Here is a 15,412-nt window from a genome sequence, read left to right on the forward strand (position 1 = left end):
CAGGCGGCGGGGATGATCCCCGTATGGGTCTCGCCGCTCCCCCACCAGCCGCCCCGGGCGTCCTGCGGACCACCAGCCCGGCCGGGCGGTGGGTGCTGCTGACGACGGTGCTCGGCTCGAGCATGGCGTTGCTGGACTCCACTGTCGTGAACGTGGCGCTGCGCCGGATCGGTGAGGATCTCGACGCCGAGCTGGCGGCCCTGCAGTGGACGGTCAACGCCTACATGCTGGCGCTGGCGGGGCTGATCCTGCTCGGCGGGGCGCTCGGTGACCGGTTCGGGCGGCGCCGGGTCTTTGTGATCGGGGTGCTGTGGTTCGCGGGGGCGTCGCTGCTGTGCGGGCTCGCCCCGAACGCCGAGGTCCTGATCGCCGCGCGGGGTCTGCAGGGGGTGGGCGGCGCGCTGCTGACGCCGGGGTCGCTGGCGCTGATCCAGGCGTCGTTCCATCCGGACGACCGGGCCCGGGCGGTGGGCCTGTGGTCGGGGCTCGGCGGGGTCAGCGCGGCGGTCGGTCCGTTCCTCGGTGGGTGGCTGGCGGACGGGCCGGGCTGGCGCTGGGTGTTCCTGCTCAATGTGCCGCTGGCGGCACTGTGTGTGCCGGTGGCGCTCAAGCGCGTACCGGAGTCACGGGACCCGCGGGAGCACGGCCGGTTCGACGTGCTCGGCGCGGTGCTGGGGGCGCTCGCGCTGGCGTTGGTGACGTACGCGCTGATCGCGGCACCCGACCAGGGCGCGTCCGCGGTGGTGGTCGCCTCCGGTGTGGCGGGGGTTGGGGTGGGCGTGCTCTTCGGGTACGTGGAGCGGCGCCGCGCGGAGCCGATGGTGCCGCCGTCCGTCTTCGCCTCACGGCAGTTCACCGCCGTGAACGTGGTGACGCTCTGTGTGTACGGGGCCTTCGGTGGTTTCTTCTTTCTGTCCGCGCTCCAGCTCCAGGTGGTCTCGGGCTATTCGGCGCTCGGCGCCGGTACCGCGCTGCTGCCCATCACGGTGCTGATGCTGTTGCTGTCCGCGCGTTCCGGGGAGCTGGGGCAGCGGATCGGGCCGCGTATCCCGCTCACTGTGGGCCCGCTGCTGTGCGCGGCCGGGATGTTGCTGATGCTGCGGGTGGGCTCCGGCGCGTCGTACTGGGCCGATGTGCTGCCCGCGGTGCTGGTGCTCGGGCTCGGCATGGTGACGCTGGTCGCGCCGCTGACCGCGACCGTGCTGGCCTCCGTGGACACCGCGCGGGCGGGCCTGGCCAGCGGCATCAACAACGCGGCCGCCCGCGCGGCCGGTCTGCTCGCGGTGGCCGCGCTGCCCCTGCTGGTGGGCATGGGCCCGGACGCGTACCGCGCGGCCGACGCGTTCGGTCCGGCCTTCCAGCGGGCCATGCCGCTGTGTGCGGGGCTGCTGGTGCTGGGGGCGGTGATCGCGTGGACGACCGTACGCGGGCCGCTGGCGGCGGGGGTCGAACCGCAGTGCCAGACCACCTGCGCGGCGGCCGCCCCTCCGCTGGAGCCGCCCCCGGCACCGGAGCCGCCGCCGTCTCCGCCGCCCACACCGCCCACGCCGCCGCGCCAGAGCGGCTGACCAGAGGCGCTGGCCAGATGCTTTCGTTTCCTGTCAATCTGGCCACTGGTTGGGCTGGGAGTAGGCGCGCAGGATCGGGGGCATGAGAATTCTTTGGATCTTCGCGCACCCCGACCGGAACTCCCTGAACGGCTCACTGCTCACCGAGGGACTGAGCACCCTGGATGAGCTGGGGCACGAGCACCAGGTGTCAGACCTGTACGCCATAGGCTTCAAGGCCGTGCTGGACGCCGAGGACGTACCCGGGGCCGACCCCGAGCGGTTGCTGGTCGGCTCCGAGCAGGAACGTGCCTATCGTGGCGGGGAGTTGAGCCAGGACATCCTGGCCGAGCAGGCGAAGATCGCCTGGGCCGACGTACTGGTCCTGCAGTTCCCGCTGTGGTGGTTCGGGCCGCCCGCGATCCTGAAGGGCTGGTTCGACCGCGTACTCGTCCAGGGCTTCGCCTTCGGCCTCAAGGACGCCGACGGACGCGTCCCGCGCTACGGGGACGGCGGCCTGGCGGGCAAGCGCGCGCTGATCGTGACCTCCGTCGGCGCACGGGAGTCCGGCTTCGGGCCACGCGGCATTCACGGGCACCTGGACGAGGTGCTCTTCCCGGTGCTGCATGGCGTGTTCTGGTACACGGGGATGGCGCCGCTGCCGCCGTTCGCGGTGTACGGCGCGGACCGGCTCAGGGCGGCGGACTTCCCGCGGGCCGCCGAGGCGCTGCGCGAACGGCTGCGCACCCTGCCGAGCGCCGCGCCGCTGCCGTACCGGTACGAGCACGGCGGTGACTACGACGAGGATCTGGTGCTGCGGCCCCACGTCGCACCGGGCCGCAGCGGTGTCGCGGCGCAACGGGAGGGCGCGGTCAGCGCGGCGGGTCGGCTGTGATGCAATGCGTCCAGGGTGCCCGTCGAGCCAGGGATGGAGCAGCACATGGAGATCCGGAGCCGTACCGCGCTGGTCGAGGAGCTGATGGGGCGCTTCTCCCATGTGCCACGGGAGGCCGTGATCAAGGAGGACCTACTGCGCGGCGGCATGGCCTTCGACGAGTCCGCGCTCAGCGGCAGCGCGGAGGGCGCGTCCGGCCAGGGTGACGTCAAGCCGAAGTCGTACTTCATCTTCTCCTTCGACCACCGCACGCTGCCGGAGTTGGGCGCGGCGGCGCTGAACCGGCCGCCCGAGGAGATCGTCCTCACGGGCGGCCCGTACGAGCTGCGCCGCACGGTGGTGTCCGTGCGCGTCAATCCGGAGTCCCCCTACCGGGTGCGGGCAGGCGATGACGGCTCGCTCGGGCTGTATCTGGACGGTGCGCGGATCGCCGACGTGGGGCTGCCGCCGATGCCGGAGTACTACCGGCACACGCTGTCGGGCGGCAAGTCGGTGATGGAGGTCGCGCCGACCATCCAGTGGGGCTATCTCGTCTATCTGACGGTGTTCCGGGTGTGCCAGTACTTCGGCGCCAAGGAGGAGTGCCAGTACTGCGACATCAACCACAACTGGCGTCAGCACAAGGCCGCGGGCCGCGCCTACACCGGGGTGAAGCCGGTGGAGGAGGTCCTGGAGGCGCTGGAGATCATCGACCGCTACGACACCGACCGGGTGTCCACCGCGTACACGCTCACCGGTGGTTCGATCACCTCGCAGGTCGGCGGACGCGACGAGGCCGACTTCTACGGCCACTACGCGAAGGCGATCGAGGAGCGCTTCCCGGGCCGCTGGGTCGGCAAGGTCGTCGCCCAGGCGCTGCCGCGCGACGATGTGCGGCGCTTCCATGACTACGGCATCAGGATCTACCACCCCAACTTCGAGGTGTGGGACCGCCGACTGTTCGAGCTGTACTGCCCCGGCAAGGAACGCTATGTCGGCCGCGACGAGTGGCACCGGCGCATCCTGGACTCCACGGAGATCTTCGGCCCGCGCAATGTGATCCCCAACTTCGTGGCGGGCGTGGAGATGGCCGAGCCCTTCGGCTTCACCACGGTGAAGGAGGCGATCGACTCGACCGCCGAGGGCCTGCGGTACTTCATGTCCCACGGTGTGGTGCCCCGGTTCACCACCTGGTGCCCGGAGCCGACGACTCCGCTGGGCAAGGCCAATCCGCAGGGTGCGCCGCTGGAGTACCACATCCGGCTCCTGGAGACCTACCGCGCGACGCTCGAGGAGTACGGGCTGACCTCACCCCCGGGGTACGGGCCCGCGGGGCCGGGGCGGGCCGTGTTCTCGGTCAGCTCGTTCATGGACAGCCTCCCGGCACAGGACGACTGACGCTCCCCGCCGCTAGACGGCCTGCGCGGCGCCCTCGGCCCACAGCGAGCGGACATGGCCGAGGTGGCGTGCCATGCACTGCTCGGCGCCCTCGGCGTCGCCCGCCACCATCAGGTCGAGCAGTTCGATGTGCTCCTGGGCCGACGGGATCAGCTGGTCGCTTTCGTCCAGGGCGGTCAGACCGTACAGGCGGGAGCGCTTGCGCAGGTCGCCGACGGTTTCCACGAGCCGGTCGTTGCCGCCGAGTGCGAGCAGCGAGAGGTGGAAGCGGCGGTCGGATTCCAGGTAGCCGATGAGGTCGTGCTCGCGGGCGGCGCGGACGATGTCCTCGGCCACCGGGCGCAGCGCCTCAAGGTCCGAGGGGGAGGCGCTGCGGGTGATCCGGCCGATCATGGGCACCTCGATCAGGGTGCGGATCTCGGTGTACTGGTCGAGGTCGCGTTCGTTGACCTCGGTGACCCTGAAGCCCTTGTTGCGGACCGGCTCGACCAGGCCCTCGCGGGCCAGGTCGAGCATCGCCTCGCGCACCGGTGTCGCCGAGACCCCGAAGTCGGCCGCCAGCACGGGGGCCGAGTAGACCTCGCCCGGGCGGAGTTCGCCGGAGATCAGCGCGGCGCGCAGCGCGTGGGCGACCTGGTCGCGCAGCCGCTCCCGGGCGGTGATGAGGTTGCGCTGCTTCAGGTGGCCCATGGTGGTGGTGATCCCTTCGTGCCCGTGCCCCGGCCGCGACTGCTGGTGCGCTGTCTCGCGACCGAGCGAATCACCAGCGTACAATGTCACGTTGCTTTCCCGGGGCGTGGGGCGCGATCAGGTTCAGCCGGTAGTCAGCGCCCCCATCCACGCCTCGATGGCATCGGGCGTACGGGGCAGCGCTCCCGACATCAGCTCCGCTCCCTCAGCGGTGATCACCAGGTCGTCCTCGATGCGGACGCCGATGCCGCGCAGCTCGGGCGGGAGCGTCTCGTCGTCGGGCTGGAGGTACAGCCCTGGTTCCACGGTGAGGACGTGTCCTTCCTCCAGTACGCCGTCGAGGTAGACATCCGCGCGTGCCTGGGCACAGTCGTGGACGTCCAAGCCGAGCATATGGCCACTGCTGCACAGGGTGTAGCGGCGGTGGAAGTCGCCTTCGGCGTTCTTCAGTACGCCCCACTCCGTGAGGCCCTCCGCGATGACCCGCATCGCGGCGCGGTGGAAGTCGCGGTAGCTGGCTCCTGGCTTGAGTGCGCCGATCCCGGCTTCCTGGGCGGCCAGGACGAGTTCGTACACCTGCCGCTGGACCGAGGTGAACCGTCCGGACAGGGGCAGCGTGCGGGTGATGTCGGCGGTGTAGAGGGTGTCCGTCTCGACGCCCGCGTCCAGGAGCAGCAGGTGTCCGGGGTCCAGCGGTCCGTCGTTGCGTGTCCAGTGCAGGACGCAGGCGTGGGCGCCGGACGCGGCGATAGTCTCGTAGCCGGTGCCGTTGCCCTCGGCGCGGGCGCGCAGTCCGAAGACGCCCTCGATCCAGCGCTCGCCGCGCGGGTGGGCGAGGGCGCGGGGCAGGGCGCGTACCACGTCCTCGAACCCGGCGGCGGTGTGGTCGACCGCACGTTGCAGCTGCCCGACCTCCCAGGCGTCCTTCACCATCCGCAACTCGCTGAGGGCCGTGGCCAGTTCGGCGTCCGCTGAGGCGTCGCGGCCGGTGGGCGGCAGGTCGTCCAGGTGGGCGCAGCGGATGCCGGTCATCCGCTCGGCCTCGGCGAGGTCGGGGCGGCGGCCGACCCAGAACTCGCCGTAGCGCCGGTCGCGGTAGAAGGCGCCGTCGGTACGGGGCGACCTCGGCCGTACGTACAGCACCGCCTCGTGCCGGTGCGGTCCGTCGGGTTCCAGGACGAGTACGTGGCCCGCCTGCTCTTCGCCTGTGAGGCCGGTGAGCCAGGCGTACGCGCTGTGCGGCCGGAAGCGGTGGTCGCAGTCGTTGGAGCGGACCCGCAACTCGCCCGCCGGGACGATCAGTCGGTCGCCGGGAAAGCGCGCGGAGAGCCGGGCGCGGCGCGCGGGGGTCAGCCGGGCGACGGGCAACCGTATGCCGTCCGGCAGCGGCGTGGCGGTCCAGTCGCCCGCCATGAAGGCCTCGAACTCCCCTGAGACGGGCAGGTCATGGCTGACGGTACGGGGTGTGGCGGGACGTGGTTCCGGCACGAGCGGCCCTCCTCGGTGATGGGTCACCCACCCGGACACAGATCGGTAACGGAGCGGACGACGCCTTGTCAGTGCAATTTCACATTACTACGTTACGCATCACATGGCGTCGCTTCGATCGTGGCAGTCCCTCAAGTCCCGTACGCCACAGGGCCGTAGCGGCGCCTCACCTCAATCCCCCACGGAGACTTCGTTGTTCCTTTCCAGAACCCTGCTCAGATCCCTGGTAACCGGGACGGTGGCGGTGACGCTCTGCGCCACCGCCGTCTCGTCGGCCTCGGCCTCACTCCCGCCATCGGGCCCTGAGACCCGTCCGGCCGCCGCCTCTCCGGCAGCGGCCCAGGGCCCCCAGGGCGACGACCCGTCCGACCACGTCGAGCGGCTGGCCCGGGCGCCGAAGCCCGGCAGCTGGACTCTCCCGGCACCCGACGGTCTCAAGGACGGCCGTGTTCCCGGCCCGCCCGAGGACCTGCCGAAGGGGCAGGCGAAGGCCACGGCGCAGGGCGAGAGCACCATCGCGCCCTGCACCCTGGACGGCGTCACGGGCCTGTCACCCGAGCGGTTCGCCGACTTCCTCGCCGATCCCGCGGTCACCGCCGACGGCTGTCTCAGAGGCCTGATCTGGACCTGGGACCAGCGGCTGACCCCCGTCATGTCGAAGGCGCACGTCCGGGCGGTCTCGCAGCGCATATCCCAGCTCGCCGCCGCCCACGACGGCGAGAACGGCAGCAATCTGCTGGAGATGTTCACCTATCTCCACGCCGTCGCGTACCACGACTTCTCACGCGACGAGATCGACCTGACCGACCCGCGGACCGTCGCCGCCATGCGCGGGGCGATCGACGCGTTCGGCTCGGCCGCCCGTACCTTCGACGCCACCACGGCCAACGCCCAGACGCTGCGCGAGGCGCTCTACGCGGGCAGCGCCCCGGGGTTGCGTCAGCATCAGCTGCCGCTCATCAAGCGGGTCCTGGAGACGATGGACGCGGCCCACCCGGACACCGCCCTGGACACGGCCTGGGCCGGGAGCGCACTCGCCGCGCTCTCCCTCAACTACCTCGGCATCTACCCCGGTAACCGGGACGCCGCCTTCCACAGCGCGGTGGCGGCCGACGCCTCCTACCGCGCCACCTTCAAGGCCTTCGCCGGTCACTCCCACCTCAAGGGCACGGCCAACGCCTGGGTGGTGCGCGACGCGCTCAGCGAGTACGGGCGGATGGGTCAGATCGACGGGCTGAAGGGGGAGATCGTCGCCGGTCTCGGCGGGCTCCTGGACACCACGACCCGCACCTTTGGCGAGGGCAGCGCCCCGTGGGCGAAGGTCGCCACCTGGCTGGGATTCTTCGAGGCCTGCGAGCGGTACGACGTGTGCAAGGACGACATCGAGCGCCGTATCTTCCCGCACACCTACGTCTACGACAACGGCGCCATCAAGGTCCGTACCGCGCTCGACCGGAACACCGTCGACCAGCTCTACTACGCGAGCAAGCAGGTCAAGGCGCAGTTCCACCGGGTCATCGGCACCGACAAGCCCCTCGCGGGCGACCCCAACGACACCCTCACCACCGTGCTCTACGCCTCCCGCGCCGACTACGAGAACTACCACCCGCTGCTGACCGGCATGGGCACCAACAACGGCGGAATCTACATCGAGCGGGGCGCGACCTTCTACACCTACCAGCGCCGGGTTCCGCAGGACTCCCGGCTCACGCTGGAGGAACTGTTCCGGCACGAGTACACGCACTACCTCAACGGCCGCTGGGCGGTCCCCGGATTCTTCGGTGAAGGCCCCTGGTACCAGGGCGACCGGACCACGGCGATGGACGAGGGCACCGCGGAGTTCTTCGACGGCGCCACCCGGGGCGAGGGCATCAAGGTCCGTAAGTCCCTGGTGCGGAGCATCATCGACGACACCGCGGGCGGTGGCCCGCGGATGAGCGTGGACCGGATCCTGCACGCCACCTATGAAGGCGACGGCTTCCGCTTCTACTCGTACGCGGGCACCCTCTTCAGCTACCTGTGGGCCGAACGCCCCTCGCTGATCCAGGAGATGTACGGCTATCTGCGGGCGAACGACCCGGCGGGCTACGACGCCTGGCGCGACCGGCTCGGCAAGGACGCCGGGCTGCAGCGCGCGTACGACGCCTTCCTGGACGAGCAGATCAAGGACGTCGACGACCTGTTCGTTCCCGACACCACCTACACCCCAGTGCACGAGCTGCGCGACAGCTCGGCCTCCCGGGTCCAGTCCGCCTTCGCCGCGGCGACCGGCGCCACGCCCGACTGCGAGTCCACCAAGGCGCCGGAGCGCCCGCGGTTCGTCTGCACCGGGCAGATCACGGCGAACCTGAATGACGCGGGCAACGCCGACCTCGTCTTCAAGGACATGTCCAAGACGGTCGACTACTTCCTCCTGGAGCGAGCGGGGAAGTGGACCGACAACCTCGCCGACATGAACTGCTCGTTCGGCCCCGTGAACCTCTGGTCGAACGGCCGCGCCGGGACGTCGGACTACCGCTGTGAGGGGCCGCTGCGGAGCTGACTCGACGGTGCCCCGCCCACCGGGCGGGGCACCTTGCCCCGTAAGGACGCTGGCATATGCCATAAGCACCACCGGATCGTGTGTTGCCAAATCCCTTACAGCGCTCGGCTGGCTGTGCAACAGTCGTAACCGGTCCTCCGTCAGACTTGTCAGACCTGGTCGTACCGCGCCTGTATCGGAGTACGTCATGCCGTCCCCCCGCTATGCGGACCGCCCCGCACCCCAGCCGCCGGAGCGCGGCACGGTCGACGCGCTCATTTCGCAGACCCGGCGGCTACGCGGCGGCGTCGACGCCGTACGCCAGGACGCCGTGCTGGACGACGGCGACCCGCAGACCCGGTGGCAGCGCGCCCTGTGCGAGCTGGCGATGCATCAGCTCGACGACCTGGACGACCACCTCGGCCAGCTACGCGAGGGCCTGCCCACCCAGCGCGTCCCCGCCGAACCGCTCACCGAAGCCCATCAGAGCCACCAGGGCCGCCCCGCGGTCGGGGACCCGGGCGAGCAGCAGCGCGGATCGCTGCTCAGCCGGGTGGGCAGCGCCGACTGGAATCTGCTGACCGACGACGTCACCTGGTCGCCCGAGCTCTACCAGATCTTCGGCCGCGACCCCAAGAGTCCCGCGCCGACGCTGGACGAACTGCCCGCGCTCATCGTCCCCGAGGACCAGCCTTTACTCACCACGATGGTGACGGACTGCCTCGTCGACGGCCGGCCCATCGACGGAGAGTTCCAGGTGGTGCGCCCCGACGGGACCGTGCGTACGGTGCACATGATGGGCGAGCCGGTACTGGACGCCGACGGCGCCACCGCCTCGATGTGGGCGGTGCTGCGGGACGTCAGCGAGCTGCGCCGCAGCCAGCTGGCGGTGCGCGAGAAGGGTGAATCGCTCCAGCACCAGCGGCACATCGCACAGACCGAGCATCGGATCGCGGTCGAACTCCAGGAGGCCGTGCTGCCCCCGTGGCGCGGCTCCCTGCGGTTCCCGCACGGCGGCCCGCAGGCGCTGGACCTGGCCGCGCACTATCTGCCCTCCTCCAGCAGCGCGCTCATCGGCGGCGACTGGTACGACGCGATGGAGCTGCCGGACGGCGAGTCGCTGCTCAGCGTCGGCGACCTGACCGGGCACGGCGTCACCGCCACCTCCGGGATGGCGATGCTGCTCGGCGCGCTGCGGGGGATGGCGGTCGCCGGTGCCCGGCCCGGCCCCCTGCTGGGCTGGCTCAACCAACTCCTGGACGCCTCGGTACAGCCCGCGCTGGGCAGCGCGGTGTGCTGCCGGTACAACCCCGAGGACCACACCCTGACGTGGGCACAGGCCGGGCACCCCGCCCCGCTGCTGTTCCGCGGCGGGACGGGGCGCGCGCTCACTCCGCCGGACGGGGTGCTCCTCGGCGCGACCTCGGGTGCCAGCTACGGCCAGGCCGTGGAGCAACTCCACCCTGGCGACCTGCTGTTGCTGCACACCGACGGGCTGGTACCCAGGCGTGCCGGGGACAGCCCGGCCTCCCGTCTGCTCGCGCTCGCTCCCCGGTTCACCGAGGCCCGGTCCGCGCAGGACTGTCTGCGTACGGTGGTTGAGGCGTTCGATGAGGCCGAGCGTGAGGACGACGCGTGTGTACTGATCGCGAGGATCGGCTCGTAAGAGAGACCGGCTCGTAGGGAGGACCGGCTCGTAGAACGGATCACGTTGAGGAGGCTGTACGTGAGGGGCTCACGTACAGCCTCCGTCAAGTACGGCTTGGGTCATGCCTTCGCGGTCCCTCCCCTAGACCGGGATGGCGCCTTGGGCAGGGCGAGTTGGATCTCCTCACGCAGGTCCTGGATCTTGGCGTAGTCCGCGTACTGTCCGGTGAGGCGGTACATCTCCCGCAGCCGGTCCCAGGTGCGATGCGAGGAGGTCTCCCCCATCGAGACCAGCGCCAGGCGGGCGTACCGGTCGGCCTGCTCCGGGTCGTCGGCGATGAAGCAGGCCGACGCCAGTGAGAGGTAGTCGAAGATCGTCGACCGCTGGCGCCCCTGCTCCCGCAGAGCGATGGCCTCCTTGGCGTGCCGCTGGGCGATGAGCGCCGCCGCCGGATCGTGATCGGCGAGGGTGCGGTAGGCGAGGGCCTGCATCCCGTGCAGATCGGCCTCGTCGAACATCTGCATCCAACTGGGCGGGGGAACATCCCCCTTGTCCGATACGAACAGGTCCTCGGCTTCGCCGAGGGTGCGCCGCATGGCCTGGCCGTTCCCCATCGACGCCTGCGCCCAGGCCTCGATGGTGTGCAGCATGGCCTGGGTGCGCGGCAGCACTTCGTCCCCCGAACCCGACTTGGCCAGCTTCATCAGGTCCAGCGCGTCGTCCGGCTTGCCGAGGTGGACCATCTGCCGGGCGGCCCGGGACAGGGCCTCACCGGCGCGCGGCCGGTCGCCGCCCTCGCGTGCCGCGTGCGCGGCGATGACGAAGTACTTCTGTGCCGTGGGCTCCAGGCCGACGTCATGCGACATCCACCCGGCGAGTACGGCGAGATTGGCGGCGACGCCCCACAGGCGCCGCTGGAGATGGACAGGGTGTCGGTAGGCGAGCATGCCGCCCACTTCGTTGAGTTGGCCGACCACTGCCTTGCGTTGCAGCCCGCCACCGCGGGACGCGTCCCAGGCGCGGAACACCTCCACCGAACGCTCCAGCTCCGAGATCTCCTGGGACCCGATGGGGGCGGCCTCGTAGCGGTCGAACCCAGCGGAGTCGGCGTGCAGGGGATCGTTGATGCGGGGGGCGTCGGCGGTGAGGGCCGGATCGGCGTGCAGCCAGTCGTGCATGGCGCTGGTGAGTGCGGTTCCCGCGGCAAGCGCGGCACCCGCGCCCACCAAGCCGCGTCGGTTGAGCATGAGATCCATTCCCGTGAATTCGGTGAGGACCGCAGCTGTCCGCCCGGGCGCCCACGGCAGGGAATCGGGGTTGTCGTACTCCCCACTGCTCTGCCGTTTCCCCGTGCGCCCGTGCCGGACCAGACCGAGATCCTCGATGGTCACGACACGGCCGAGTCGCTCGGTGAACAGCGCTGCCAGCACCTGAGGCACCGGATCGCGCGGGATCTCTCCCGTGTCGATCCAACGCCGCACTCGAGAGGTGTCCGTCGCCAGCTGGGGGTGGCCCATGGCCGCCGCCTGCCGGTTGACGAGTCTCGCGAGTTCACCCTTGGACCAGCCGGCCAGGCCGAACAGATCTTGTAGGCGGGTGTTGGGTTCGTTGCTCACGTCAAGCCCCCAGGTTCTCGGCTGTGTTGACAGTAACCCCCTGTCAGTTGCTGAGCGACTATTCGCCAGGGTTCGCCAGGGTGCGCCAGATGGTGTGCCACGCGGGCCTGGGTGTCAGGTAGGAATGCGCCACCCCGACCCGGTAGCCGCAAGGCATTCCCCAGGGTGCTTCCACGGCCCGGGCCGGGACGGCGCACGTAACCTGTCGGCGCACGAAGGGATCTGTACCGCCCATGTACGCAGCATCGTCCTCCGTGTCCGCCCCGCCCCGGCCGCTGCACCCCCGTCAGGGCAGCGGCCCGTATCTCGACCCCAACCGGCCGGCGGCCACCGCACTCGGCACCGGTCGGACGCGGCGCGTCCCGGGGCTCGGCACACCGTCCCTCAGCGGGAGACTCGACTTGTCCGGCCCTCAGGGCGCCCAACTGCGCACCGCCATCGCCTCGGTGCAGCGGATCTGCCCGGAGTTCCATCCGGTGCAGGTGCTGCGGCGCAGCGGTCGCCACGCGCTGATCGTGGGCACAACAGGCCGCTACACCGCGGTCGCCAAGTGTTTACTCGACCACTCCCCCGCGTGGTCCGAGCGGCTGCGCAACGAAATAGCTGCTTACCGCTCGTTCGTTAGGCACCGGCCACCGGTCCGGGTGCCCCGACTGATCGCAGCGGACCCGGACAACGGCACACTTGTCGTGGAGCGGATGGCGGGCCGCGTGGCGGCCCTGCAGCGGCACCCGGCCGATGTGCCCCCGCGCGGGGATCTGCGGGCCGCGCTCAGCGCGATCTGCCGACTGAACACCTGGCGGCCGCCGACCGGCATGTTCGACGCCCCGCTGGACTACGCCGCGCGGATCTCCCGGTACCACGAACTGGGCCTGCTCACCGACCGGGACCTGGGTGACCTGCAGAAGCTGCTGCACGGCATCGCGCACGCCTCGGGGCGCGGCGGGATGGGGCAGTTCTGTCACGGTGACGCGCTGCTGTCGAACATCCTGCTGTCCCCGGCGGGCCCGGTGCTCGTCGACTGGGAGCACGCGGGCTGGTATCTGCCCGGCTATGACCTGGCGACGCTGTGGGCGGTGCTGGGCGAGGCGCCGGTGGCGCGGCGGCAGATCAGTCAGCTGGCGCAGGCGGCGGGTCCGGCCGCGCGGGACGCCTTCCTGGTCAACCTGATGCTCGTACTGACCCGGGAGATCCGGACGTACGAGATGGCCGTGCAGCGCACCATGCGCGATGCGGCTCCGGTCGCACCGGAGTCGGCCCCTCCCGGCGCCACCACGTCCGGCGAGGAGCAGCGGCTGCTGCTGCGACGACTGCACGACGACTGCGCGATGGCCCGCAGGGCTCTGCGTGCGGCGGTCGGCACGCGCTGACGGGGACGGCGGTCCTCGACGCGCCCGTGGTTCGGGCGGGTCGAGGACCGCCGTATGTGTGAGGGCACCTGGTGAGAAGCCCGGCACTCACACCCCATCGGCACCTGTGTCGACGTGGGAAATCCCCTCTCCTGAGTCATGATTGACGGATCGTCTGGGAGCCGGTACGAGTGAGCCACGTACCTCCCACACGCCCCATCGCGCCCCGTCACGCGCATCGCCTCAGGAGGCCGCTTTGCGAGATTCCGCCCCGGACCGAGCCGCCCCCAGGCGCCGCAGGCTGGCCAGGACGGTGGGCGCCGCGGCGTCGGCCGCGCTGCTGCTGCCCCTGGTCGCCGCCGCACCGGCCGACACCGCCGAGTTCGCCGAGGGCGCCGAGGGCTCCGCCAGCGAGCGGCTACAGCACGCGTTCGCCGCGGCCGCGGCCGAGTACCGCGTGCCCGAGAGTGTGCTGCTGGGCGTCTCGTACCTGCAGTCGCGCTGGGACGCGCACGGCGGGGCGCCCAGTGTGACCGGGGGCTACGGCCCGATGCACCTCACCGACGCGAGCACCGCACTGGCCCGGGCCCCGCACCACAGCCATGGCGCGGAGGACGCCCGCGGCGACACCTCACGCGGCCCGCGCCTGCCGGACGTCGAACGGCCCGAGCCCGCTGAACTCCCGGAGCGGCTACGGACGTTGCCGCGGGCCGCCGAGCTGACCGGGTTGCCCGCCGAGCGGCTGCGCAGTGACCCGGCGGCCAATATCCGCGGCGGCGCGGCACTGATCGCCGAGGCCCAGAAGCGGGCGGGGCAGGCCCGGAGCAGCGATCCCGCTGACTGGTACGGCGCGGTGGCGCGCTTCTCCGGCGCCGACGACCAGGCCACCGCGGCGACGTACGCGAACGAGGTGTTCGCCCTACTCCGCGAGGGCCAGCGGCGCACCACCGACGCCGGGCAGCGCGTCGGCGTCCAGGCCGCGCCGGAACTTGAGCCCGATACCCGGCAGTTGGCCGGACTGGGGCTCCGTAAGGCCGAACGAGGACCGACGGAGTGCCCCAGGAGCGTGTCCTGCGAGTGGATTCCGGCGCCGTACGAGGAGTTCGGCGAGGACGACTACGGCAACCACGACCTGGCGAACCGGCCCTCTTCCCAGCAGATCGACTACATCGTCGTCCACGACGTCGAGGGCTACTGGGGCAGTGCGCTGGAGCTGGTCCAGGACCCGACCTATGTGTCGTGGCAGTACACCTTGCGCTCGACCGACGGGCATATCGCCCAGCATCTGGATCTGAAGGACGTGGGCTGGCACGCCGGCAACTGGTTCGTGAACGCCAAGTCGGTGGGTCTGGAGCACGAGGGGTTCCTGACCGCTCCGGACGCCTGGTACACGGAGGCGATGTACCGCGCCTCCGCCCGCCTGGTGAAGCACCTGGCGCGCAGGTACGACATTCCGCTGGACCGGCAGCACATTCTGGGCCATGACACGGTTCCGGGCCCGGTGGCGTCCAGTGTCCCGTCGATGCACACCGACCCCGGGCCGTACTGGGACTGGCGGCACTACTTCGCCCTCCTTGGCAAGCCGCTGCGGCGCACGGCGGGCCCGGACGGCGGGCTGGTGACGGTGCGGCCCACGTACGACCAGCACCAGCCTGAGTTCACCGGCTGCGCCAAGCCGGGCGAGCCCTGCCCGACGCACGGTTCCAGCGCGGTGCGGGTGCACACCGCGCCCAGCGAGGACGCGCCGCTGGTCAAGGACATCGGGCTGCGGCCCGGCGGCGGGGACTCCACGACCGGTGTGAACGACATCGGCTCGCGGATCTCGACCGGCCAGCAGTACGCGGTCGCCGAGCGCAGAGGCGACTGGACCGCGATCTGGTTCCTCGGGCAGAAGGCCTGGTTCAAGAACCCGAAGCGGCAGCCCACGGCGGTCGACGCCGCCGGGACGGTGGTCACGCCGAAGGCCGGGAAGCGCGAGATCCCGGTGTACGGGCGGGCCTACCCCGAGGAGTCGGCGTACCCCGACGGCATCCCCGCGCAGGAGGTGTCACCGCTGCCCTACACGCTTGTGGCCGGGCAGGAGTACGCGGCCGGACGGAAGATCCCCGGCGAGTACTACTACGCGAAGACGTTCGACACGTCAGACCACCGTGTGGTGCGGGGTAAGGACCTGTACTACGAGATCCAGTTCGGGCACCGGGTGGCGTATGTGCGCGCCGCGGATGTGACGGCGGGCCCGTCGGGCTCGTCGGGCTCGTAGCGCCAAGGTCCCCTGTGCGTA

Annotated in this window: 10 protein-coding genes; 7 read left to right on the plus strand and 3 right to left on the minus strand. The window is 71.0% G+C overall.

What is annotated here, in order from left to right; genetic code table 11:
- The first annotated feature begins 23 nt into the window (after positions 1-23).
- From GCN81_RS13625 to GCN81_RS13635, 3 genes are all read left to right on the plus strand, one after another.
- Positions 24-1,568: an MFS transporter gene (locus tag GCN81_RS13625; protein WP_156724837.1), complete on the plus strand. Its 1,545-nt coding sequence runs from the start codon at positions 24-26 to the stop codon at positions 1,566-1,568.
- An 82-nt stretch (positions 1,569-1,650) separates the two neighbouring features.
- Entirely contained in the window at positions 1,651-2,442 is a 792-nt protein-coding gene (locus tag GCN81_RS13630; protein ID WP_156724838.1) for an NAD(P)H-dependent oxidoreductase, read from the plus strand.
- A 45-nt stretch (positions 2,443-2,487) separates the two neighbouring features.
- Positions 2,488-3,819, plus strand: coding sequence for a radical SAM protein (locus GCN81_RS13635; protein WP_156724839.1), 1,332 nt, complete (start codon positions 2,488-2,490; stop codon positions 3,817-3,819).
- Positions 3,820-3,831: 12 nt separating this feature from the next.
- Here the strand turns inward: GCN81_RS13635 and GCN81_RS13640 are convergent, their stop codons facing one another.
- Together GCN81_RS13640 and GCN81_RS13645 are read right to left on the minus strand one after the other, a co-directional pair.
- A complete protein-coding gene (locus tag GCN81_RS13640) occupies positions 3,832-4,509 on the minus strand; it encodes a GntR family transcriptional regulator (protein ID WP_156724957.1) in 678 nt (225 codons plus the stop codon).
- Between the two features lie 123 nt (positions 4,510-4,632).
- Complete coding sequence (locus GCN81_RS13645) at positions 4,633-5,997, minus strand: aminopeptidase P family protein (protein WP_156724840.1); 1,365 nt, start codon at positions 5,995-5,997, stop codon at positions 4,633-4,635.
- A 193-nt stretch (positions 5,998-6,190) separates the two neighbouring features.
- Between GCN81_RS13645 and GCN81_RS13650 the strand changes: the two genes are divergently transcribed.
- Both GCN81_RS13650 and GCN81_RS13655 read left to right on the plus strand, forming a co-directional pair.
- Positions 6,191-8,539: a collagenase gene (locus GCN81_RS13650; RefSeq protein WP_231626701.1), complete on the plus strand. Its 2,349-nt coding sequence runs from the start codon at positions 6,191-6,193 to the stop codon at positions 8,537-8,539.
- A 187-nt stretch (positions 8,540-8,726) separates the two neighbouring features.
- Positions 8,727-10,184 (plus strand): PP2C family protein-serine/threonine phosphatase, encoded by a 1,458-nt coding sequence (locus GCN81_RS13655; protein ID WP_156724842.1) that lies wholly within the window; start codon positions 8,727-8,729, stop codon positions 10,182-10,184.
- Positions 10,185-10,285: 101 nt separating this feature from the next.
- Here the strand turns inward: GCN81_RS13655 and GCN81_RS13660 are convergent, their stop codons facing one another.
- Positions 10,286-11,782, minus strand: coding sequence for a DNA-binding protein NsdB (locus tag GCN81_RS13660; protein WP_156724843.1), 1,497 nt, complete (start codon positions 11,780-11,782; stop codon positions 10,286-10,288).
- Positions 11,783-12,015: 233 nt separating this feature from the next.
- Between GCN81_RS13660 and GCN81_RS13665 the strand changes: the two genes are divergently transcribed.
- On the plus strand, positions 12,016-13,152 hold the full coding sequence (locus GCN81_RS13665; RefSeq protein ID WP_156724844.1) for an aminoglycoside phosphotransferase family protein: 1,137 nt from the start codon (positions 12,016-12,018) through the stop codon (positions 13,150-13,152).
- A gap of 235 nt (positions 13,153-13,387) precedes the next feature.
- Complete coding sequence (locus GCN81_RS13670; protein ID WP_156724845.1) at positions 13,388-15,391, plus strand: N-acetylmuramoyl-L-alanine amidase; 2,004 nt, start codon at positions 13,388-13,390, stop codon at positions 15,389-15,391.
- The last annotated feature ends 21 nt before the right edge of the window (positions 15,392-15,412 follow it).

The sequence above is a fragment of the Streptomyces apocyni genome, assembly GCF_009739465.1.
Classification (GTDB): Bacteria; Actinomycetota; Actinomycetes; order Streptomycetales; family Streptomycetaceae; genus Streptomyces; species Streptomyces apocyni.

Excerpts from the sequence above, each read along its gene's own strand:
- GCN81_RS13635 (WP_156724839.1), top strand. The coding sequence starts at position 2,488 with ATGGAGATCCGGAGCCGTACCGCGCTGGTCGAGGAGCTGATGGGGCGC.
- GCN81_RS13625 (WP_156724837.1), top strand. The coding sequence starts at position 24 with ATGGGTCTCGCCGCTCCCCCACCAGCCGCCCCGGGCGTCCTGCGGACC.
- GCN81_RS13630 (WP_156724838.1), top strand. The coding sequence starts at position 1,651 with ATGAGAATTCTTTGGATCTTCGCGCACCCCGACCGGAACTCCCTGAAC.
- GCN81_RS13640 (WP_156724957.1), bottom strand. The coding sequence starts at position 4,509 with ATGGGCCACCTGAAGCAGCGCAACCTCATCACCGCCCGGGAGCGGCTG.
- GCN81_RS13665 (WP_156724844.1), top strand. The coding sequence starts at position 12,016 with ATGTACGCAGCATCGTCCTCCGTGTCCGCCCCGCCCCGGCCGCTGCAC.
- GCN81_RS13655 (WP_156724842.1), top strand. The coding sequence starts at position 8,727 with ATGCCGTCCCCCCGCTATGCGGACCGCCCCGCACCCCAGCCGCCGGAG.